Below are 24,581 nucleotides of genomic sequence, written 5' to 3' on the forward strand. Positions count from 1 at the left end.
CAACCAACTAAAACCAGACAGCGAAGAAACTATTTATTACCCATTACAATCATCCAGCCAATCCCGCATTGGTTCTCTTGGTCGATTAAATTTATATTCACCAAAAATTTCAACCAATTTATCAATTTCATTTTTATCAAATTTTATTTCATGAAATTCGCCGAGGTCTCGATCATACTTTACAAAAATCTGATTCACCAACACTCCTGGCTGCGCGCCTTTTATGAATTTTCCTTTAATTTTCGCTTTATAGAAAAGAAGGGATTTACCTCCACCCAAACTCGGAATCTGTTGCAAAATAAGATAAATAATATTTTCATTTGCGACCCTTACCCTATAAGGAAAATCATAATTTTCAGGAAAATGATCACCTAAAATAAATAAACCATCAGATCGATCGACCAACCAACCACTTATTTCAATATTAGCTCCATCATCAAGGGTCGCCTTATCAAATATTTCTTTAATATCCATATCATTCTCCAATCTTAATTGCATTTACACCATTTGCCATGACTTTATCCAACATGCTAGATAATACTCCGCGCGGCCCCATGTGGGGATCTCGAGTCAGATAATAAGAAACACCATCAACAGTAGTTTTTCCATCAACAATTATAAAATGTCCTTGTACGTTTACGATAGCAGTTTGCCCCGCATCCAGTGCTTTATTAAGTTCACCAGGAAACATGACTGTCTCCATCGAATTTTTCACGCCCGCATTAGATATAACTGTTGACAATTCCGAGGTATTTACACCGGTAGGTCGAATGCCATTTTCAAAACTTCCTATTGTTTCAGAAAGGCTAACAGATTTTCCGGTTTTATCCGTGATGGTCATGGCAGCGCATGCGGGACCACAGACAGGGTCGGCACCTTGCATCACCATTGATCCAGTCGGTTTGTATGCGATCGTTGTTGGAATTTTTGTAGCACCACCAGCGCCATCGACAATCAACACACCAGCGTTTGCTTTCGTGACATTGAAAAGCTCTGTGGCTGCGTCTAACGCACCGCTAACCCGTCCTAGAATCCCAGTTGCAGCTAAAAGGATATTCAGCTTCTTCTCTTCATGTCGAGCAACCGCATCAGTATAAGCCTTAGTCTCCGCATCAGGTATCGCAGCCGCTATTGGATCTCCGTTGGTGCAGCTCGCAGCCGGGCAAGATGCAGCCAAGGGCGAAAAGCTGATGCCGTCTACGACCATAGTGACACGATGCGTTCCCTCCGGAGCGGGAGGCAGCCCCTGATAGGGAGCAGAGATCTTTGACGGCGTGAAGATATAAGGACTGGCCGTGCCACCAGTGTTGGCAATGATATAGGCCATCACGTCGTTACCGGGTACCGTGGGTTTATCCTCAATCAAGCTACGGGTAGGATTGTTCGGCTCTGGCCGCAATATGATTGAGCCATCGGCATTTAAGGTCTCTTGGATAGGTTTGCCCGTGACCGGATCCTTCAATTGACCATTGATGTTCAAGAACAGTTCGCGCGTGCCCTCCGGTACGATCGCCCTGCCTTGGCTATCTTTCAAGCCCGCGTCGCGCAATGCCCCCAGCAACTGCGCCTCCGTGTAGGCGCCACCGCTCAGTTGTGCCAATCGCTTGGCCACTGTCTTGTCGCCTTGATTCAATTGCCGATTATTGGTGTCGGTCGTGATCGCAGTCGCAGCCCCTACAGTCCCACCAACCGCAGCACCGAGTCCCAGTGAAGTCAGCTCGGCGATTCCTTGCGCCACCATACCAGCCTGCTCCGAGCTCATCCCCTTCTGCTCCAACGCAGCTTTCGTACCTAATTGAAGATCAGCCAGCAGGTCTGCTGAAGCAGCGCTCGCTGCAGCGCCGATGGCTCCCGCCACCCCACCACTCAACCCGCCAGCTGCCATATGCAAGGCTGTGCGATATGCCCCGCCTTCGTCCCACTTGTCGAGTTCGGCCCTCAGCGTTGCATACTTGACTGCGTCGGTTTCCGTGTTCATCTGGACTTTGATATCCAATATGCGCTTATCCGCAAAGTCTGCAATCGCCTTCGGCGCCTGCTTACTGAACTCCTGCGTGATGGCGATCTGGGCATCGACATCCTTTTGCAATTGCTGAGCATCCCAGCCCTTGGTCAGCGTGTTGGCCTTGGCGGCGGCCGATTCGGTCGTCACGTCGCGGTCCACGCCGGCCACTGCCGTAGCGCCATCCTTGCCCGTCGCCAGTTGTTTCGCCTGGTCGGCGATGGCGATCAGGCCGCCACTGATGCCGCTTGCCGTCGTGCTGCCCTGGTCGCCGCTGGCCGAGCCGAAGCCGCCGCTGGCGCCCGGCTTGCCGTCGGCGACGGCGGCCTCTTTTTGTTCCTTGCTCAGTGTGTCGGGCAACTTGCTCTGATCGCCCATTTTGCCGCTGACCGAACCGGACAACGCGAAGCCGCCGGCATCATAGTGGTCCTTGTTCTGCAGGTCGCTGGTGGTCAGGCTGCCGGTAACCAGCACGTTGTTGCCCCGGTCGATGGCCGTCTGGCTGCTGCTCAACAGCCCCCCCTTCAGGTCGGTGTTGCCGCCCACCGCCATCTGGAAGCCGCCGTCGCCGGCCTTGATGCCGCTTTGCTCCAGCACCGACAGGAAGTCGCCGTCCACATGCGACTTGCCGATGCTGCCGCCCACCGTGCTGGCGCCGTAGCAGAACGGTGGAATGCACAGGCTGGCATTCAGGCCGGAACTGCTTTGCTTGCTGTTGAACTTGCTGCTGTCCTGCAGGCTCTCGATGTTCAGGTTGCCGCCGATGTCGGCCACCACCGTCGGCGCCGCGATCACGCCGCCCTTCAACGTCGTATCGCCGCCGCTGTTCAGGTTGACCTGGCTACCGGCCGTCACGTGGCTGTTGGTATAGCCGATGTCGTCGCCGTCGGCCTTGCCGCGTGCCTGGCTCACCGCCAGATCGATCGTGAAGCCGTTCGACGTGCCGCCGATGCCAAAGCCGATGCCGATGCTGCTGCCGCTGGAACTGTTGGTGCTGTGCTGGCTGGCCGTGCTCTGCGCCGCCAGCAAATTCACCTGGTTGTCGGCCGACAGGCTGACGTCCTTGCCTGCCTTGATGTCGCTGCCGATCGCCGTCAGGTTGCTGTCCTTGCCGGCGCCGCTCGCGTTGATGGTCACGCTGCCGCCGGCCGAGACGGTCGAGCCCACCGCCGTATCGCTGGCGTGCGCCACCGTGCTGTCGCTCGTCTGGTTGCCAAGGCTGACACTCACCCTGATGCCCGCGCTCTGGATGCCTTTAATGGCGCCGGCGGCGGCATATGCGTCGCTGAGGCTGCCCGCCGCGTTCAACGCCGCCAGCGCCTGCATGCGGCCGTCGCTGGTGTTCTTCGCCGCGTTAACCATGCTGTTCGCGCTCTTCAACGCATCGACCAGCGGCATGCTGACCGTGCCGCCGATGGCCGTCTTGCTGTAACTCGTATGGTCGCTGCTGTCGCTGCTGTTCATGGCGGCGTTGATCAGCACGTCCTTGGCGCTGATGTCGATGTCGCCCTTCGGCGCCTTCACCTCGCTGGCCGTTTGCGTGTACTGCTCGCCCGCCTTCAGCATCACATTGCCGCCCAGGCTGGCGATCTGGCTGCCCACCTGCGTCACGCCGGCACTGGTGCCGTCGCTCGCGTTCTTGACCGTGCCGATGGCCGGCTGGAACGTCGTGCCGATCGAACCGGACTTCTTGCTGCTGCTCGACGACGCGCCGTCGCTGCTGTTCTCGGCGCTGACGATGCTCAGGTTGCGCCCGGCGTCGATGACGATGTCCTTGTCGGCCACCACCGTGCTGCCGCTAAGGACCGTGTCGCGTCCGCTGCTGGCGCTGACGCTGCCGCCGCTGAGCACGCTGCCCACCTGCGTCACCGTGTCGCCGTTGCCGGCCTTGGCCTGCTCGCTCTTGCTGTAGCCGAGCGCACCGGAGGCGACATTGAACGAGAAGCCGCTGCGCTCGTGTAGTTCGCTGTGCTGCTCGCTGTCGCTTTGCTGCGCGCTGGACACCAGCAGGTCGCGGCCCGCGTTCAGGGTCAGCGCGCCGGTGGCGCTCAGCTCGCTGCCGGTGACGACGATGTCCTTGCCGGACTGCACCGTGACCGCGTCGCCGCTGACGCTGCTGCCCACCACCTTGCTGACGTTGCTGTAATCGGCCGAGCTGTTGCTGCTCTTCTTGAACATGCTGCTCGACTCGTCATGGTGCGCCAGGTCGCTCAGATGGGTTTCCTGCACCTGCGTGATGCTGACGTCGCCGCTGGCCGCCAGTTGCACCTTGCCGCCGCCGGCCAGGCTGCTGCCGGCGATCGCCAGATTGCCCAGGCCGCTATCGCCGGCCTTGACCGCCAGGTTGCCGCCGGCCGCCACCGACGCGCCGACCACGCTCTGGTTCTGGCGGGTCTCCTTGTCGTACAGCTTGCTGCCCGGATCGTTCTGCTTGCTGATGTTGACTTCGTTGACGACGGCCGCGATGCTCACGTCGCGTCCGGCCACCAGCGTGCCGTTGCCGGTGGCGCCGATCGCCACCTGCGTACCGCTCAGCTTGATGTCCTGGCCGGCCACCAGCTTCAGGTCGCCGGTGCTGGCGACCTGGCCGGTCTTGTAGGTGGTGGTGCTGTCTTTTTCCGTGAAGCCGGACACTTGCGAGGCGTAGGTGCTGCCGGTCTGCAGCGCGTTGAAGTTGACGTCGCGCCCAGCGACCATGCCGACGCTGGCGCCGGCGATGGTGCCGCCGGTGTCGGTCACGTCGCGCCCGGCCTTGATCGCCAGCGCGCCGCCGGCCGTGATGCTGGCCTGATTGGACAAGGTGGTGTAGCTGCCGCTGGTGTTGACGCTGGCGTATTCCTGCTTGACCGTCAGCGACTGGTTGATCACGTCGCCCCCGGCCTGCAGGCCGACCGCGCCGCCCTTGATGGCGCCGCCCTGGTTGACGATGTCCTGCCCGGCCACCAGCAGCGTGCGACCGTTGGCGCCATCGATCAGGCCGCCACGGTTGACGATGCTGTCGCTGGTGTTGATGGCGACGCCGTCGCCGGTCACCAGCGCGCCGCTGGCCTTGACGGCGCCGGCGCCCGCATGGGCCAGGTAGACCTTGGGCACCAGCACATTTTCCACCGTGCCGTCCGGCAGGCTGACCGTTTCCGTCTCCATCCAGACGATGTCGCTGGTCAGGTGGCTGATCTGGTCGGCGCTCAGCGCGATGCCCGGACGCAGGCCGTATTGCTGCGCGACGCTGATGCCGCTGGTCAGCAATTCCTTGTAGCGGCTGTCGTCGCTCTGGCCGCCGGTGGGTGCGCGGCCGGTCAATTCGATCAGTTGGTCGCGCACCAGGCGTTGTTCATAAAAACCGTCGCCGAGGCGCTTTTGCGTCACGGCCGGGTCGGTGTCGAGCGCCTTGAGCAGGTAGTCGCTGCTGATCCAGTCGCCGTGATTGGCGAACTGCTGGCGGGTCTCGAACACATAGCTGCCGTTGGCGTTCGGGTTCAGCAGCGACAAGCCGTTCGGCGCCACCTTGACCACCGCGCCGCTGTCGGCGGCATTCTGCGCCAGGCTGGCGCCGTGGCCGGTGCCGACGTCGCCCAGCGCCTTGCCGCCGGCGCCGCTGCCCTGGGCCGCGCCGCTGGTCGTGGCCGTGCTGGTCTTGCCGCTGGCGTCGATGCTATCGACCTCGCGCGAGGCGTTGCCGACGCCGCTGCCGCGGGTGTCCAGGCGCGCGTGCGCCTGGTTGCCGATGCCGCTGCCGGACGCCGCTCCGGCCTCCGCCGCCTGATTGGACAGTCCGCTGCCGCCGGCCGGTCCGCCCAGTGCCGCATGGTTGCCGGCGCCGCTGCCGCCGGCCAGCGCGCCTCGGCTGGCCTGGTTGGCGATGCCGCTGGCGCCGGCCGCGTTCGCGCCGTTGGCGTTGTTGCCGATGCCGCTGGCGCCGGCCGCGTTCGCGCCGCTGGCGTTGTTGCCGATACCGCTGGCGCCGGCCGCGCTCGCACCGCTGGCATGATTGCCGATGCCGCTGCCGCCGACCTGCCCGCCGGCGCTGCCGGCGCTGGCGCCGTTGCCGGTGGCGTGGCTGGCGGCGCTGGCGCTGTTGTTGGCGCTCGTGAGCACGGTGACGCTGTCGCGGATATTGCCGACGGTGCCGGCGGTGATGTCGACGTTGCTGAAGCTGCGGCCGGTGATCGAGACGCCCTTGCCGCCAGAGATCACACCGGCGGCGGAACCGATAATTTCAGCCTGCGATGGCATGGTGTAGGCGATCACCTCGCCGTCGTCGGTCTTCCAGGTGCCGTCGAAGGTATGGTTGCGGTACAGCGTCGCGCCCTGGTTGCTGACGGCCGCGCCGCCGTCGATGGCGAGCGTGCCGGTGGCCATGATCTGGCCGTACTGGTTGGTCAGCGCCTGGCCGACGGTCAGGTGCATATTGCCACCGGAAAGGATCTGCGCCACCGCGCCCGAACCGGGCGCGATCTGGTCTTCCACCGCCGTGTGGTGCGCTACCCGTGATTGCTCCAGCTTGCCGGACTGGCCCGCCAACGCACGCGCCGTGTCCCGGATGATCTCCGTGGCGGGATTGTAGGCAGGCTGGGCGTCGAAACGCACGCAGTTGGTCGAGCAACTGCCGTACTGGCTGGAAAACGCTACCGGTGCGCTGTTCCAGTGGTTGACAATCGCCAGATCGAGAGGGGATGCTCCCCCCTGGTCCGGATTCACCTCGTTGTTGCGGCGAACAATGTAGTACAGCTCGCGCGTGCCGTCGCTCACCGACATGCGCAGGCGCTCCCCTTGCGCAGTGTAGGCACCGCTTGCGGCCACGAAGAAGGCGGAGTCGTTGGCGTGGGTACGGATCACCGCGCGGCCATAGACATTGCCGTCGGGAGCGTACAAGACCTTGTCTTCCAGGATGTCGTCCGGGTTGACGTAGTAGATCTCGGTTGGATGGTAATTGCTGGAGTTCGGGTCGTAGTGGTTGAAGTTGTCGCCGTGGTGATACCAGCTCGGCAGCGACATCTGCGCGGTTTCATCGATGGTCTGCACCTTGACCAGCGTGACGTTCTCGCGGATGTTGTTGACGCTGGCCGCGTTCAGCGACAGGTCGCCGGCCGCCTCGATGGTCGACGACACGTTGTTGACCAGCCCGGCCGTGCCGCCGGCCAGCGCGCCGGCGATGCTGAGGCCGCCGCCGCTGTAGACGCTGGCGCCGCCGGTGTTGTTGAGCGTGCCCGCCACGCCCAGCGCCATCGAACCGGTCGAGCCGAGCAAGGTGCTGGCGCCGGTGTTGTTCAGGTTCTGCGCCTCCAGCGTCAGCTTGCCGCCGACGATGGCGTTGCTGTTGTCGATGGTGCCGCCGCTCTTCAAATCCACCGTGGCCGTGCCGTTGATCTGGCCGGCGTTGCCCAGGTTGCCCGCCGCGTTGACCGCCACCCCCTGCCCCTGCATCACGGCGCCGGCGCTGTTGCTGACGTTGTTGCCGCTCAGCGTGAGCTTGCCGGCCGCCTCGAAGGTGGCGTTGTTGACGATGTTGCCCGTCACCGTCAGGCTCAGGTCGCGGTTCGAATGGAACTGCTGGGTACCGTTGCCCTGGGTGTAGTCGCCGTCCATGCTCAAGGCCAGGTCGCGGCCGCCTTGCAGCTCGCCGCTGCCCTGCATGACGTGGGTGCTGACGGCCAGGTCGCGGCCGGTGGTGAGGTGGCCGCCCTCGTTGCTCAGCAGTTGCGCCGTCAGGCTGAGGTCGCCGCTGGAACCGGCGCCGGTGCCGATGCGGCCGCCGTTGTTGTTGATCTGATTGGCGACGATCAGCCCGTTGCCGCCGGAGACGATCAGGCCGCTGTTGTTCAGCTTGGCGCCGGCCTGGTTGAAGGTCAGTGTGCCGGCGCTGTTGATCGTACCCTGGTTGTCCAGCAGCTGGGTCACCTGCAGGCTCATGTCCTTGCCGGCGGCGATCATGCCGGCGCCGCCGTTTTGCAGCGTCACCGCATTGAGCAGCAGATTGCCGCCGCCGGCGATCACGCCGCCATTGCCCACGGCGCCAGCGCTGGTGACGCTGGTGTCGCCGCTGCCGGCGTTGACGATGCGGCCGCTGCCATTGTCGATGGACAACGCGGTCAACGTCAGCGCGGAGACCGCGCCGGCCGCTTCGATGGCGCCGCCGTCGTTGCCCAGCGCGCCGCCGGCGTTGACCAGCATGTCCTTGCCGGACTGGATGGTGCCCTGCACATTGTCCAAGGCGCCGGCGATGGCCAGCGCGGCCTTGCCATCGGCCAGGATCTGCCCTTTCTCGTTGCTCAGGGTGGCCGCGGTCAACGCCAGGTCGGCGCCGCTGCCCTTGGCGGTGGCGATCTGGCCGCCATTGTTGTTGACGGCCTTGGCGACGATGGTCATGGCGCCGCCCGCGACGAGCTGGCCGTCATTGTTCAGGTTGGCGCCGGCTTGCTTGAAGGTCAGCGTGCCGGTGCTGGTGATGGCGGCATGGTTGTCCACTTGCTGGCCCACCGCCAGCAACAGGTTCCCGGCCGAGCCGATGGCGCCGCCGACATTGTTCTGCAGCGTATGCGCCGTCACGCTGAGATTGCCGTTGGCGGCGATCAGGCCGCTGTTGACCAGATGGCTGCCGATCAGCAGGGTGGTGTCGCCGCTGCCGACGTTGACGATGCGCCCGCCGCTGCTGTCGAGCGTGGCCGCCGTCAGCGCCAGCGTGCTGGCGCCGCCCTCGGCCTCGATCGTGCCGCCCGCGTTGCCCAGCGCGCCGACGGCGCCCAGCTTCAGATTCTTGCCGGCCTGTAGCGTGCCCGCGCTGTTATCCAGGCCGGCGCCGCTGCTCAGCGTGGTATCGCCGCTGGCGAGGATCTTGCCGCCGTGGTTGCTGATGCTCCGACTGGTGACGCTGATGTCGGCGCCGAAGGCGCTGGTGGTGGCGATCTGGCCGCCGTCGTTGCTGAAGCTGGCCGCGTTGATGGTGGCCGCGCCACCGGAAATCATCTGGCCGCTGTTGCTGAAGCTGGCAGCGGCTTGCACGAAGTCCAGCTTGCCGGCGCTGCTGACCGTGCCCTGGTTCTGCATCTGCCCGGTGACCGCCAACGCCAGGTCGCCGCCGGCGGCCAGCGTACCGCCCGCCTTGTTTTGCGCACTCACGGCGGCCAGCAGCAGCTTGCCATTGCCGGCCACCATGCCGCTGTTGATCAGGGTGCTCTGGCTGCCGATCCGGGTGTCGCCGCTGCCGACGTTGACAATGCGGCCCGCAGTGTTGTCGATGGCCTGGCCCTGCACCGTCATCGTGCTGCCTGCCGCCAGCGCTTCGATCACGCCGCCGGCGTTGCCCAGCGCGCCGCCGGCATTCAACCGCATGTCGCGGCCGGCCTGCAGCGTGCCGTTGGCATTGTCCAGCGCGCCGAATACGTCCAGGCCGGCGTTGCCGCTGGCCAGCACGCTGCCGCCGCGGTTGCTCATGCTCTGGCTGTTCAGGCCAATATCGGCACCGGAGCCGCTCAAGGTGGCGATCTGGCCGCCGTTATTATTCACACTGCCCGCGTTGATGCCGATCGCGCCGGCGGCCGCCATGGTGCCGCTGTTGTTGAACTGCGCCGTCGCCTGCAGGGAGTCGAGGCCGCCGCCGCTGTGGATGGCGCCGCCATTGTCCAGCAACTGCGACAGCGACAGCGTCATTTGGCGTTCCGACGAGATCGCGCCGGTGTTTTGCAGCGATTGCGCGCTCAAGTCCAGCGTGCCGTTGCTGGCAATGGCGCCGCTGCTGCTGATGCCGCCCAGCGCGCCCACGGTGGTCGCCGCCGCGCCGACATTGACGATGCGGCCGCCGCCGTTGGCGATTGCGCCCGCCTGCACTTGCAGGGCGCTGCCAGCCGCCAGCGCTTCGATCACGCCTGCGTTGTTGCTCAGGGTGCCGCCGGCGCTCAGGCGCAGATCCTGGCCGGCCTGCAGCGTGCCTTGGGCGTTGTCCAGCGCGCCGCCGACGTTGAAGACGGCATCGCCACTGGCCTGCACACGCCCGCCGTGGTTGCTCAGGCTCTGGCTGGTGACGGCGATGCCGGAAGCGGAATTCGGCAGGGTCGCGATCAAGCCGCCGTCGTTGTTCAGGCTGCCAGCGGCGATGGTCGCCTGGCCGGCCGATGCCATCTGCCCGCTGTTGTTGACCACCGCCGTGCTCTGGCTGAAGGTCAGCGCGCCGCCGCTGTTGATGCCGCCCTGATTGTCCAGCTGCTGCGCCACGCCCAGGCCCATGCGCTGGCCCGACGACACGGTTCCGCCGCTCAGGTTGCGCAAGCTGCCGGCGGCCAGGTCGAGGCTGCCGTTGCCCGCGATCAGGCCGCTGTTGGTGACGAGCCCCGCCGCGCTCAGCGTGGCCGCGCCGGTGCCGACGTTGACCACCCGGCCGCCGCTGTTGTCGATCGAGCCCGCCTGCAGCGTCAGGCTGCTGGCGGCGGTGACGGCCTCGATGTTCCCACTCGCGTTGTTGAGCGCGCCGCCGGCCGTCAACTGCAGGTCGCGCTGCGCCTGGATCGTGCCATGCGCATTGTTGGCGGCGGCGGCGACAGCCAGCGTCGCGCTGCCGCTGGCGACCACGCTGCCGCCCTGGTTGCTCAAGCTCTGGCTGTCGATGGCGATACTGGCGCCGCTGTCCTTCCGCGTCGCGATCTGGCCGCCGTCGTTGTTCAAGACGCCCGCCGCGACATGGATCTGGCCGGCCGCGACCATCTGGCTGCTGTTGTTGACCACGGCGGTGGTCTTGCTGAACTCCAGCGCGCCGCCGCTGTTGATCGCCCCCTGGTTGTCCAGCTGCTGCGTGACCGCAAGATCCATCGCCGCGCCGGACGACACCGACCCGGCCGCCTGATTCTGCAGGCTGCCGGCCGCCAGGCCGAGCGCGCCGTTACCGGCGATCACGCCACTGTTGACGATGGCGCCCTGCGCCGCTACCGAGGCCGCCGCAACGCCGACGTTGACGATGCGCCCCGTACTGTTGTCAATGGAGGCGGCCTGCACGCGCAAGACGCTGCCGGCGCCGATCGCCTCGATCACGCCGCTGTTGTTGTTCAGCGCCGCGCCGGCCGCCAATTGCAGGTCCAGCTTCGCCTGGATGGTGCCGTGCGCATTGTTGGCGACGCCGGCGACCGCCAGCGTCGCGTTGCCGCTGGCGACCACGCTGCCGCCCTGGTTGCTCAAGCTCTGGCTATCGATGGCGATGCCGGCGCCGCTGTCCTTCAGCGTCGCGATCTGGCCGCCATCGTTGTTCAAGGATCCCGCCGCGACATGGATCTGGCCGGCCGCGACCATCTGGCTGCTGTTGTTGACCACAGCGGTAGTCTTGCTGAACGCCAGCGCACCGCCGCTGTTGATCGCCCCCTGGTTGTCCAACTGCTGCGTGACCGCAAGATCCATCGCCGCGCCGGACGACACCGACCCGGTCGCCTGATTCCGCAGGCTGCCGGCCGCCAGCCCGAGGCTGCCGTTACCGGCAATCACGCCACTGTTGACGATGGCGCCCTGCGCCGCTACCGAGGCCGCCGCAGCGCCGACGTTGACGATGCGTCCCGCGCTGTTGTCGATGGAAGCGGCCTGCACACGCAAGGCGCTGCCGGCGCCGATCGCCTCGATCACGCCGCTGTTGTTGTTCAGCGTCGAGCCGGCCGCCAATTGCAGGTCCAGCTTCGCCTGGATAGTGCCGTGCGCGTTGTTGGCGGCGCCGGCGACGGCCAGCATCGCGCTGCCGCTGGCGACCACGCTGCCACCCTGGTTGCTCAAGCTCTGGCTGTCGATGGCGATACTAGCGCCGCTGTCCTTCAGCGTCGCGATCTGGCCGCCATCGTTGTTCAAGGCGCCCGCCGCGACATGGATCTGGCCGGCCGCGACCATCTGGCTGCTGTTGTTGACCACGGCGGTAGTCTTGCTGAATTCCAGCGCGCCGCCGCTGTTGATGGCGCCCAGGCTGTCCAGCTGCTGCGTGACCGCCAGATCCATCGCCGCGCCGGACGACACCGACCCGGCCGCCTGATTCCGCAGGCTGCCGGCCGCCAGGCTGAGCGCGCCGTTACCGGCGATCACGCCACTGTTGACGATGGCGCCCTGCGCCGCTACCGAGGCCGCCGCAACGCCGACGTTGACGATGCGCCCCGCGCTGTTGTCGATGGACGCGGCCTGCACACGCAAGGCGCTGCCGGCGCCGATCGCCTCGATCACGCCGCTGTTGTTGTTCAGCGCCGCGCCGGCCGCCAATTGCAGGTCTTGCTTCGCCTGGATGGTGCCGTGCGTGTTGTCCACCGTGTAGGCGACGCCGACGGCGACACTCCGGTCGGACTGGATCACGCCGGAACGGTTGCTCAGGCTCTGGGCGTTGAGCGCGATATCGGCGCCGGAACCGCGCACCGTGGCCAACTGGCCGCCGTCGTTGTCGAAGGCGCCCGCGCGGATGTTCAACGCGCCGCCGCTGACGATGGTGCCGGCGTTGCGCACCGCCACCGTCGCCTGCGTGAAGTCGAGCTGGCCGCCGCTGCTGAGGGCACCATAATTGTTCAGTTGCTGGCTCACGCCCAGCGCCAGATCGCGGCCGGCCGAGATGGTCCCGGCGGCGCTGTTCTGCAAGGTCGCGGCATCGACCGCCAGGCCGCCGTTGCCGGCGATCAGGCCGCCGTTGAGCAGCGTTCCCCGCGCGCCGACGCTGCTGGCGCCGGCACCGACGTTGACGATGCGCCCGTCCGTGTTGTCGATGGAGCCGGCCTGCACGTTCAGGGCGCTGGCGGCGCCGGTGGCCTCGATCACGCCCCGGATGTTGGTCAGCGCCGCGCCGACGTTGGCCCGCAAGTTGTTGCCGGACTGGACCACGCCTTGGGCGTTGTTCAGCGCGCCGGTGATCGTCAGCACTGCGTTGCGGTCGCCGACGATGATGCCGCCCTGGTTGCTGACGCGGTCGGCGGCAATGCTCAGATCCGTCTGCGACTGCTTGACGGTCGATATCTGTCCCCCGTCGTTGTTCAATACGCCAGCCTGCAAGGCGATGCCGCCGGCGGAGACGATCTGCCCGTCGTTGTTGACCTGGCTAGTGGCCAGGCCGAAACTCAGCGAGCCATAGCTGCTGACCAGGCCGTGGTTGTCCAGCAAGTCGCGTATGGACAGTCCGAGGCCGGCGCCGGCCGTGATGCTGGCGTCGGCGGTGTTGAGGACCGACGCCGCGTCCAGGTCCAGCCTGTCGCGCGCACCGATACGGCCGCCGTTCCAGACATAGCTCGCGCTGCTGACGCCCACGCCGCCCGCGCCGACGATGCTGCCCGCCATGTTGTCGATGCCGATGGCCTGCACCGTCAGCCGGCTGCCGGCGTCCAGCGCCTCGATCGTGCCGCCGCCGTTGTCCAGCGCGTCGCCGGCGCCCAGCGACAGGCCCTGCGTTCCCTGGATCACGCCGAGCCGGTTGTCCACCGCGCCGGCCACCGTGATGCCGGCGTTGCCCGCGGCCAGGATGCGGCCTGCATAGTTGCGCAGCAGCTGGCTCTCTATCTTCAGGTCCGCCCCGCCCGCCTGGGTGGTCGACATCTGGCCGCCGTCGTTGACCAGCGTGCCGGCCTTGATGAGCATGGCGCCGTCGGCGACGATGCTGCCGGTGTTGCCCACTACCGCAGTGGTCTTGCTGAAAGACAGCGCGGCGCCGCTGCGGATGGCGCCGTCGTTCCGCAGCAGCTGGTCCACCGCCAGCGTCATCTGCGTGCCGGACGTGAGGGCGCCGGCGGCGTTGTTATGCACCGTCTTGGCAGCCACATCGACTGCGCCGTTGCCCGCGATCAGGCCGCTGTTCTGGATGTCGCCGGCCGCCGCGATGGCGGCGTCGCCCGTGCCGACGTTGGCGATGCGCCCGGCCGCGTTGACGATGGCGCCCGCGTTCACCCGCATGGCGCTGCCGGCGCCGAGCGCTTCGACCACGCCGGCGCTGTTGTCCAGCGCGCCCTTGGCGGCGATGCCCAGGTCGCGGCCGGCCTGCACCAGGCCGGAGGCATTGTTGAACGCGCCATCGAGTTGCAGGTCGACGGCGCCGCTGGCGGCGATGCCGCCGCCGTGGTTGTCCAGCGCGGCCCCGTGCAGCGTGATGCCGCCGCCGGCGGCCGTGGTGGCCAGTTGACCGGCGTTGACGACATTGCGCGCCTGCACGCCGATGTCGCCCACCGCATAGACCTTGCCGGTGTTGCGCATGTCAGCGCTGGCGTTGCCCAGGTCCAGGGCGGCGCCGCTGCTGATCAGGCCGGAGTTGTCGAGTTGCTCCGTCACGGCCAGCTTGAAGGCGCCGCCGCTCGATAGCGTGCCGCTGTTGGTGATGGTCGCCGCCGTCATCCCCAGGCCGCCGTTGCCGGCGATCAGGCCGTCGCTGACTATCGCGCCCCTGGCTGCGACCGTGCTGTCGCCGTGGCCCGCGTTGACGATGCGGCCTCCCTGGTTCTGGATCGCGCCGGTGTCGAGCTTGAGCTTGCTGTTCGCGGCCACCGATTCGATGACGCCGCCCTGGTTGAGCAGCGTTTGCAGCGCGCCGATGCTGGCGTCGCGGCCGGCGTGGATCAGGCCCGTGCTGTTGTCCAGGCCGCCCTGCGCGGCCGTGATGCTCACATCCCGGTCGGCCAGCAGGCTGCCACCGCGGTTGCTGACATCGGCCGCGCTGAGCATCAGGCTGGCGCCGGACGCGGCGGCGGTGCCGATCTGGCCGCCGTCATTGCCGGCGTGGCGCACGGCGATGTGGATGGCGCCGCCGGCCGCCATCTGGCCGGAGTTGTTCAGCGTGGCGCCGCTTTCGTCGAAGCCGAGCGCGCCGCCGCTGGCGATGGCGCCCTGGTTATCCAGCTGCTGGCGCACCGACAACGCCAGCGCGCCGGTGGCCTGGATGGTGCCGCCGGTCTGGTTCCGCAGCGTCAGCGCGCTCACGCTCAGCGCGCCGTTGGCGCCGATAACGCCGCTGCTCGTCAGGCCGCCGGCCGCGCCGATATCGCTGGCGCCGTTGCCGGCGTTGGCGATGCGGCCCTTGCTGTTGTCGATCTCGCCGGCCAGCACCTGCAGGGCGCCGGCGGCGCCGATCGATTCCACCACGCCGGACTGATTATCCAGCTTGCCGTCAGCCTTGAACGCCAGGCCGCTGACGGCCTGGATCTGGCCGTTGCGGTTATCCACCGCGCCGGCGGCGTTGATGGACGCCCGTCCGGCAGCGACCAGCTTGCCGTCGCGGTTGACGAGGGTGGCGCTATCGAGCGCCAGGTCGGCGCCGGCCGACAGCGAGCCGTTGCCATTGTCCAGACCCTGCGCCCGGATGTCGATGCCGGCGCCGGCCACCAGCTTGCCGTCGTGGTTGTCGAACCCGGTGGCGTGGATGCTGGCGGCGCGCTGCACATTGAGCTGCCCGCCATGATTGCTGAAAGCGCCTCCGCTGACCGTCAGCGACGACAGCTTGATCTGGCCGCCGGTGTTGTCCAGCGCGGCCGCCGCCAGCGCGATGCCGCCGCCGGACAGGATCTGGCCGCCGTCGTTGTTCAGCATGCCGGCAGCGTGCACCAGGCCAGGCGCGATCGGCAACGGCGGCGCTGCGCCGGTGCCAGCGGCATCGGTTCCACCGCCTGTGTTGCCGCCGTTGCCGTTGCCGTTGCTGCCATTGCTGCCGTTACCGCCGTTATCGGCGCCGCCGGTGTTCGCCCCGCTGCCGGCGCCCGCGCTCACGCCGCCGCTGCCTGTGCCGTCGGCGCCGGGCGAAGGCGTCGCCGCCCCCACCTGTCCGCCGTTGGCATTGTGCAGGCCGCCGACCGCCACATCCAGCGCAACCGCCGCCGATTGCAGCAGCTTGCCCGCCTGGTTGTTGATGCCGCCGGCCGCGCTGCTCAACGCAAGGCTGTGCGCCTGGATGACGCCGTGACGGTTGTCGACCTCTCCCGTCAACGTCAGTTCGGCGCGGCCGCCGCTGCTGATCAGATTGCTGTTGCCCAGGCTGGCGGCCGCCAACTGCAGGCCCGCCGCGCCGCTGATGGTGCCGCTGTTCGACACGGCCGCAGGCGTGCTCAGCGTGAGCGCAGCGGCGGCCGAGATGGCGCCACCGTTGGTCACGCCATCCCGCGCCGTCACCGACAAGGTCCGGCTGGCCGCCAGGCTGCCGGTATTTTCCAGCCGTCCCTCGGTGGTGACCACCAGCTCGCCCGCCGCCGCACCCAGCGCGCCGGCATTGCGCACGCCGACGCCGGCTTCGGTGCCGACCAGCGTGATCTTGTTGGCATACATGCCGCCCAGCTGCGATGCATCGATACCGTAACGGGGCGCCTCCCCGCCGCCGGCCACCGGGGCCACCGTGCTGCCGGCCGCCGCGCCATCGGCGGCCTGGGTCACGTCATTGGCGCCGGTCGTCACGTCCAGCAGCTGCGCCCACAGGCCAGCGTTCAGCTGCACGGAGCGCGCGATCAGCGCCGTGTAGTCGGTTTGCCGCGCATCCAGGCCAGCGCCGCCGATGCTGATCATGCCGCCCCGCACCGCATAACCGCGCAAGGCGCCATCGGCCTCGTCCAGCAGCGGCTTGCCGGTCGTCAGCGTGACGCGGCTGACGTTGATGAAACCTGCGCCGTCGACCACGATGCCGGCCGGGTTGGCGATCACCGTTTCCGCGCGCGCGCCCGCCACCTCGATATAGCCGCGCAACTGGCTCGGATCGTTGGAATTGACTTCGTTCAGGATCACGCGCGCGGTGCCGTGCGCCATCCACGGATTGGCGTCGATCCAGCCTCCCAGCTGGCTCTGCACGGCGGTGCGCGAGTTGTTCAGCACGGCGCCCGTCTTGGGCACATCGAAGCGGCTGTAAACATTGCGCGACACGCCCGCCGCGCTCGGTGTCTGCACGTTGACCTGCAACACGCCGTTGGCCGCGTTGAGCACCGTGGCCTGCTGGCGCCCTGCCGCGTTCGGATCGGCAATGATCTGCGCCGAGGCCAGGCCGGCCAGCAAGGCCGTGCCGCCAAACGCACCGAGCAGCGCAAGGGCCAGGCTGCGCAGGCGCGTCGCCATGCCGCCCTGCCGGCCGCCCGCCGCCGCCGCGCCCGCCGGCCCCGCCTGCCCCGCGCCCTTGCCCCGGCTGCGGGTGGTTTCCTGTACGGCCATGCAGAGGCCTCGGGCTTTGTTGAAGACGATACGGTAGCAGAGCTTGTTCATTGCGAATCCTTCCGCCGGCGGGGTTGGGGCCGGCCAAGAAAATTAATACTGATAGTTGACGTTGAAGCCGCCGGCATTGTGGGCGGTGCGGAAATGTTCGGGCTTGCGGATCGGCCGCCCGATGAAGAGATCGATCTGGGCGCCGCCGAACTGGCCGCGCCAGCCGAGCGCGCCGCCGGCCAGACTGGTGCCCGCCAGCGCGGCGGCGTGCGGCCCCGCGACCTGGCCATAGTCCAGGCCCAGGTACAACTGGGTTCGCTCGTTGATCGACCAGCCGAGGTCGTTACGCAGCAGCCAGCCGCGCTCGGCCGACAGGCTGGCCTCGCCGTCGAAACCGCGCACCGTGTAGCGCCCGCCGATGGCGAAGCGGTCCTGCGGGATCAGCGTCGAGCGGTTCCATTGCGCGCGCCAGTTGGCCTGGTATTGCAGCTTGACCGAACGCAGCGCGAACGGCAGCGTCAGCGTGGCGTCGGCATTGACGATGGTGGGCCGCGCGGTGCCGTCGTCGAACTGTTCCTCGGGCGCCGGCAAGGTGCCGAACAGATGGGAACCGCGCTTGTAGAGCAGGTTGGCGTCCAGCGTGGCGTCGCCGAGGAATTCCTTGTGCGACAGGCCCAGCTCGTGGCCGCCCATCTGGCGGCGCTGCACCTGCACTTCGGTATCGTCGATGAAGTTGTTGCTGCGGCGGCGGTACAGGCGCAGCGAGGCGGTGGTCTTGCGCGCGGCGTCGCGGTACAGCACGCGCGCGGCCTTGAACTCCAGGTTGCCGCTGGTGCCGCTGTACACATAGGTCTGGTTGGCGCCGGCGATGCCCTGGTAGTAGCGGTAGCGGCTGGCGTTGAGCGAGAACAGCCAATACCCGGCCGGCATCGAATAGTGCAGCGCGTAGTTGCGGGTGCCGTGGTCGCGGCCCGCGCCGACACCGGACAGGTCGCGGGTGACGCTGACATAGGCCAGCTCCTGCCAGCCCAGCAGATTGTCCAGCGACAGCGTGGCGCCGCCCTGGTATTTGCCAGTGGAGTCGCTGCCGCTGTCGTCGGCAGACAGGCTCAGGCGCACCGGCAGCGCCTGGCGCCACTTGATCAGCAGGTCGCTTTCGCCGGGCTGCTCGCCGGGCACGATTTCGATATCGGCCTCGGCGGTCGGCACGCGCTTGAGGTTTTCCAGCGCCTGCTCGATGTCGCGCAGGTTGAGCAGGTCGCCGGGCCGGGCCGGCAGCGCGGTGCGCCAGGAGGCGCGGTCGTTGCTGGCGCCGGCCGCCGGTGCGGCGTAACGGATCGTGCGGATACGGCCCGGCACCAGCACCAGTTGCAGCTCGCCGCCGCGCAGGTCCTGCGGCGCGGCCAGCACGCGGGTGGTGACGTAGCCGGCCGCGATCAGCGCGTTCTGCACCTTGCCGATCACGGCGTTGACGCCGCCACTGCCCAGGCACAGGCCGGCGGCATCGGCGGCCGCGTCCAGCGCCCAGGCGAACCGCGCCGCCTGGTCGCCCTGCAGGGCAATGTGGCGGATCGGGAAACACGGGGTCTCGTTCAGCGGATAGCCTGCCGCGGCCTGGACCGGCTCGCGCGGCAGCCGCACGGCGGGCCGCTGCTCCTCGGCCTGCTCGTTCTGTGCCCGCTCCTTCTGTTGCTGACGCTGGATTTGCTGCGCCGCGATCTCGGCCTGGCTCTGGCCGTGCGCGCCGTGGTGGACCAGGCTGCACAGCAGTACCGCGCCGCGCAACCGACTGCTTATTTGTTGCATTAATTGCCTTACAAAAACTCAACAGTTGCAAATTATATCTATCGAGTTTCCGTATGGCAATTAATTTATTCTAAAATATATAACTTTTATTCTGATAGTTGCTTAGTGCCCTTGCCCGCCACCGAGGTAGGCCGCGATCACTTTCGGGTCGGTTTTCAAGCTTTCCGCCGGGCCGTGGACCGAGATCGCGCCATTTTCCAGCACATAGCCGTAGTCGGCAACGTTGAGCGCGGCGGCGGCGAACTGCTCCACCAGCAGCATCGTCACGCCTTCGGATTTCAGGCGCTGGATGATGCGGAACACTTCCTCCACCAGAATGGGCGCCAGGCCCATCGACGGCTCGTCGAGCAGGATCACTTCCGGATTGAGCATGACGGCGCGCGCCATCGCCAGCATCTGCTGCTCGCCGCCGGACAGCGTGCCGGCCAGCTGGTGCTGGCGTTCCTTCAGGCGCGGGAACAGCTCCAGCGCCTTTTCCAGGTCGTGCTTGATGTCGCCCTTGGGCCGCGCGCGCGTGAAGCGTGGGAAGGCGCCCAGCAGCAGGTTGTCCGTGACCGTCATCGACGCGAACACGCGCCGTCCTTCCGGCGAATGGGCCAGGCCGGCGCGCGCGATCATGTGAGAATCGGCGCCGGTGATGTCCTTGCCGCCCAGCGTGACCTTGCCGCCTTTGGGTTTGATCATGCCGGAAATGGCCCGCATGGTGGTGGTCTTGCCGGCGCCGTTGGAGCCGATCAGCGTGACCAGCTTGCCCTTGGGGACCTCCAGCGAGATGCCGTGCAGGACTTCGACTTTGCCGTACGACGCTTGCAGATTGGTGATCGATAGCATGTGCTGTCCTCGTTAATGCGCCGCAGGCGCTTTGGTGCCACCGTGTTCTTCACCGCTGCCGCCCAGGTAGGCTTCGATCACCTTGGGGTCGCTCTGCACGGCGGCCGGTTTGCCTTCGGCGATCTTCTGGCCGAAGTCCAGCACCGTCACCGTGTCGGACAAGGACATCACCACGTCCATGTGGTGCTCGATCAGGATGATGGTGATGCCGTGGTCGCGGATCTTGCGGATGATCGCCATCAGCTCCTTGATGTCCGGCGCGGTCAGGCCGGCCGCCGGTTCATCGAGCAGCAACAGGCGCGGGCTGAGGCCCAGCGCGCGGCCGATCTCCAGCAGGCGCTGTTTTCCGTATGGGAGGTTGCGCGCCTCTTCGTCGGCCATGGCGGTCAGGCCGACGAACTCCAGGATGCTGGCGGCCCGCTCGCGCGCGGCGCGCTCCTCGCGCTTGTAGCGTGGCGTCTGCAGCATCACATCCAGCACATTCGATTCGAAGGTGTTGTGCAGGCCGACCAGGACGTTCTCGGTCGCCGTCATCTCGCCGAACAACTGCACGTTCTGGAAGGTGCGCGCCACGCCGCCCAGCGCGATCTCGGACGGCGTGCGGCCGGAGATCACCGCGCCAGCAAACGACACCTTGCCGGCGGTGGGTTTGTAGATCCCGGTCAGCACGTTCATCATGGTGCTCTTGCCGGAGCCGTTAGGGCCGATCAAGCCGTGCACCGATCCCTGCACCACGTGCAAGTCGACCTGGTTGAGCGCCTTCAGGCCGCCGAACTGCATCAGTATCTGGTCAACGCTGAGCAGCGTCTCGCCGGCCGCACCGCCCTTGGCGCGCGCGAACGGCTCGGCGCCGCTGGCCTGCACCGCCTTGGCATGCACGGCGCCCCGCCCCATCAGGCTTTGCAGGAAGCCGACGATGCCGTCTTGCAGATAGTAGACCACGAACAGCGTCATCAAACCGAAGATGGTCAGGCGCCAGTCGACGATATTTTCCAGTTTGTAGGAGTAGCCCGCCATGCCGATGGTGGCGATCAGCGGCACCATCACGCCGCGCACGGTGGCGCGCTTCTTGTACAGCATCCACGCCGAGCCGACCACGCCCAGCACGGCGGCGGCCACGGCGATCTGGCGGAACAGCTCAATATCGGCCAACAGGCTAGGCAGCATCACCACGATCATCGCGCCGATCAGCGAGCCGGAACGGGTCTTGCGGCCGCCCATGATCACCGCCAGCAGGAACAGGATGGTCAGCTCGAAGTTGTAGGTGTTGGGCGAGATATACTCTTCCGAATACGCATACAGGCTGCCGGCCAAGCCGGCAAAGCCGGCGCTGATGATGAAGGCGTAGACCTTGTAGCGATACACCGAGACGCCCATGCAATCGGAGGCGATCGGGCTGTCGCGCAGCGCCTCGAAGGCACGGCCCAGGTTCGATTTCAATATGCGGTGCACGACGATCAGCGACACCACCATCAGCGCCGCCACCATGTAGTAGTAGCCGACTTCACCGAGCTTTTGGCCGATGATGGTGGGCTTGCCGATCTTGATGCCCATCGGGCCTTCGGTGAGGAAGGTCATCTCGTTGATCAGGATCTGGATGATGGTGCCGAAGGCCAGCGTCACCATCGCCAGGTATGGGCCGGTGACGCGCAAGGCCGGCAGGGCGAGGATGGCGCCAAACACCGCGGCACCGGCCACGCTGGCCGGGATCGCGATCCAGAACGGCGCGCCAAGCTTGAACACCATCACGCCGGTGGCGTAGGAGCCGATGCCAAACAGGCCGGCGTGGCCCAGCGATACCTGCCCCGTGTAGCCGACCACGATGTCCAATCCGAACAGCAGGATGGCGTAGATCAGTATCGTTTCAAACAAATGGATGTAGTACGGATTCGGGATCAGCACCGGATACAGCACCAGCGCCGCCAGTCCCAATACGCTCGCCGCGAGGAGTTTCTTATTCATGGGTCAGACCTTTTTGATGGCGGCTTTGCCGAACAGGCCGGACGGCTTGATCGCCAGTACCAGCAGGAGCAGCAGCAATCCCGGTACTTCCTTGTAGCCGGTCGAGATGTAGTAGCCGGTGGTGGTCTCGGCGATGCCCAGTATCAGGCCGCCGACGATGGCGCCCACGCCCGAGGTCAAGCCGCCGATGATGGCCACCGCGAACGCCTTCAGGCCCAGCGAGGCGCCCATCGTCGCGCCGGTCAGCGTCAATGGCGCCACCAGCACGCCGGCGAATGCCGCCGTGGCCGACGACAACGCATACGAGAAGGTGATCACCATGCGGGTGTTAATGCCCATCAGGCCCGCCGCGTCGCGGTCGTTGGCGGTGGCCACCACGGCCTTGCCGTAGATCGATTTGCGGTTGAAGATCTCCACCGCCGCCATGATGGCCAGCGCGCCGACGATCACCGCCACCTGCATCGGCTGCACGTTCGCGCCCAGCACCTGGAACGGCGTGGAGCTCAGCGGCGACGGGAAGGTCAGGTCGTCCTTGCCCCAGATATTCTCGGCCACGTTCTTGAAGATGATGGCCAGCGCGATGGTCGACATGATCCAGCCGAATTCCGACTTGATCTTGATCGCCGGCCGCACGCCTATCCACTCGACGAACATGCCCTGCAGCGCGCCGAACACGATCACCAGTGGGATCATCAGCAGATAGCTCATGTAAGGCCCGCCGTGGATGGTGCCGACCAGGCTAAGCCCGACCAGTGCACCCAGCATCAGCGACTCCCCCTGGCCGAAGTTAAGCGTGCCGGAAGTGGCGAAGGTGAGCTGATAGCCGAACGCGATGACGGCGTAGATCATGCCGAGCGCGATGCCGCTGAATGCCAGTTGCAGGAAGATTTCCATGATGACCACCACTGTAGGACGACAAGAAAAAGGCCAGGCTTGAATCCTCAAGACTGGCCGGTACCAATGCGGCGCGAGCTTACTTGACCGGCACTACTTTGCCGTCCTTGACTTCACCGAAGACGGTGATGTCGGCGGTGATCGCTTCGTGGTTGTCTTTGCTGAACGGCTTGCTGTAGGTGGTGACGACGCCGTCAACCTTTTCGTTCAGGCTTTCCAGCGCGGCCTTGACCTTCGGGCCTTCGGTGGAACCGGCCTGCTTGATGGCGGCCGCCAGCAGGTAGATCGAATCGTAGCCCTGCGCTGCCGACACCGGCGACGGCATGCGGTCGCCAGGTGGATGGTAGGCCTTCACATAAGCGTCGATGAAGGCTTTGCGCTTGGGCGAGGTCGGCTCCTGGATGAAGGTCTGCGGCATGCGGGTGCCGTTGCCGTTCTTGCCGGCGTTGTCGATGAAGTTCGCCATCGACAGCGTCCAGCTGCCGATCAGCGGCACTTTCCAGCCCAGTTTTTCCATGCCGTTGGCGATCTGCGCCAGCTCCGGGCCGATACCGTAGGTCAGCACCACCTCGGCGCCGGCCTGCTTGGCCTTGAGCAGCTGGGCCGTCATGTCGACGTCCTTCAGATTGTATTTTTCGATGGCGACGGCCTTGATGCCTTTTTTATCCAGCGCTTTTTCCAGGTCCTCGCGACCGAGCTGGCCGTAGTTGGTGGAATCGGCCAGGATGGCGACCTTCTTGAACTTGCGCGTGTCGATCGCTTCCTGCACGATCATGTGCGACTGGATCGTGTCGTTGGCCGAGTTGCGGAAGATGTAGTTCTCAGGCTGGTCGGCGAACTGCTTGGTGACGATGGAGCCGGTGGCGACGTTGTTCATGACCGGGATCTTGGCTTCCTGGTAGAAGCGCTGCGAGGCCAGGGCCACGCCGGTGTTGATGTAGCCGACGGTGGCGGTGACTTTCTCTTTGTTGATCAGTTCCTGGGCGATCTGCACGCCGCGCTCGTTCTTGGCTTCGTCGTCGCGTTCGATCAGCTGGATCTGGCGACCCAGCAGGCCACCCTTGGCGTTGATCTCCGCCACGGCCAGTTTGACGCCGTCGCGCATCGACACCCCCATCGGCGCGGAACCGCCGGTGAAAGGACCGGCCACGCCGATCTTGATGGGTTCTGCCGCCATCACGGAAGCCGAGAAACCGAGTGCCATGCCCGCAACGAGCATTTTCAACTTGAAATTCATCTGTCATCTCCTGTTTACAACGTTTTTATAGTAGCTGCTTACGTGCTGCTTACGTGCTGCCTACGTGCGAAACTCGGCTGGATAGCTGCACCATCGATGGAGCATTGTAGGTTAGTAGAACGGCAGCAGCAACTGCTAGATGTGCGGCGTCGCAGCAAGCCGCCAAGGGGCACCGCGTGTAAGCTGGTTGTAAGAATTGGGCGGCAATTTGGCCTGCATTTGGCCTGCACTACATGCCGGACGTGCGCTGCGCCAGCGCGCGATTGGCGAAGCGCATCTGGGTTTCGGACAGCGCTTCGTTGCGGTCGAAGCCCATCGAGCCGTCCCGCAGGCCGATGGCCATCGCCATCACCGCTTCAGGATACTCCAAGTCCGCCGCTTTTTCTATCAGGCGGCGCGCGGCCTGCTCGTCGCGCTTGACGCCGTCGCCGCTCAGATACAGGTTCGCCAGCGCGAACATCGCGGCCGGCATCTGCCGGCTGGCCGCGAACTGCAACCAGTGGGCCGCAGCCTTGGTGTCGCGCGCGACCGCCATGCCGTTCCGGTACATCATGCCCAGATAGTAGGCAGCCAGCGGATCGCCGGACTTGGCGGCGGCGCTGAAGATCGAAAATGCTTTCGGCAGGTTGGCGGGTGCGCCGGAACCGCCGCGCAGGTAGTGGCGCGCTTCGTCGACCGGTCCGGCCGCGACGGCGCCTGCGGCGCCCGCCGCCAGCACTATCGTCATCAATCTCACCGCCAGCAACTGCTTCATGCGCCCTC

At 66.0% G+C, this 24,581-nt stretch carries 8 protein-coding genes; all 8 read right to left on the reverse strand.

The annotated features are described in order from the left end of the window. Window positions 1–36 precede the first annotated feature (36 nt). Complete coding sequence (locus AC07OK_RS29145; protein WP_494693549.1) at window positions 37–474, reverse strand: hypothetical protein; 438 nt, start codon at window positions 472–474, stop codon at window positions 37–39. Window position 475: 1 nt separating this feature from the next. Further along, window positions 476–17,149 (reverse strand): hemagglutinin repeat-containing protein, encoded by a 16,674-nt coding sequence (locus tag AC07OK_RS29150; protein WP_494693550.1) that lies wholly within the window; start codon window positions 17,147–17,149, stop codon window positions 476–478. Window positions 17,150–17,191: 42 nt separating this feature from the next. Next, complete coding sequence (locus AC07OK_RS29155; protein ID WP_494693551.1) at window positions 17,192–18,895, reverse strand: ShlB/FhaC/HecB family hemolysin secretion/activation protein; 1,704 nt, start codon at window positions 18,893–18,895, stop codon at window positions 17,192–17,194. 102 nt (window positions 18,896–18,997) lie between these two features. Next, window positions 18,998–19,726, reverse strand: coding sequence for an ABC transporter ATP-binding protein (locus AC07OK_RS29160; RefSeq protein ID WP_494693552.1), 729 nt, complete (start codon window positions 19,724–19,726; stop codon window positions 18,998–19,000). Window positions 19,727–19,738: 12 nt separating this feature from the next. After that, a complete protein-coding gene (locus AC07OK_RS29165) occupies window positions 19,739–21,688 on the reverse strand; it encodes a branched-chain amino acid ABC transporter ATP-binding protein/permease (RefSeq protein ID WP_494693553.1) in 1,950 nt (649 codons plus the stop codon). 3 nt (window positions 21,689–21,691) lie between these two features. Further along, complete coding sequence (locus tag AC07OK_RS29170) at window positions 21,692–22,582, reverse strand: branched-chain amino acid ABC transporter permease (RefSeq protein WP_008447933.1); 891 nt, start codon at window positions 22,580–22,582, stop codon at window positions 21,692–21,694. A gap of 79 nt (window positions 22,583–22,661) precedes the next feature. Then, on the reverse strand, window positions 22,662–23,819 hold the full coding sequence (locus AC07OK_RS29175; RefSeq protein WP_494693554.1) for an ABC transporter substrate-binding protein: 1,158 nt from the start codon (window positions 23,817–23,819) through the stop codon (window positions 22,662–22,664). Between the two features lie 229 nt (window positions 23,820–24,048). Then, on the reverse strand, window positions 24,049–24,573 hold the full coding sequence (locus AC07OK_RS29180) for a tetratricopeptide repeat protein (protein WP_494693555.1): 525 nt from the start codon (window positions 24,571–24,573) through the stop codon (window positions 24,049–24,051). Window positions 24,574–24,581 lie beyond the last annotated feature (8 nt).

Source organism: Duganella sp. GW821-FHT07G03 (assembly GCF_059418605.1).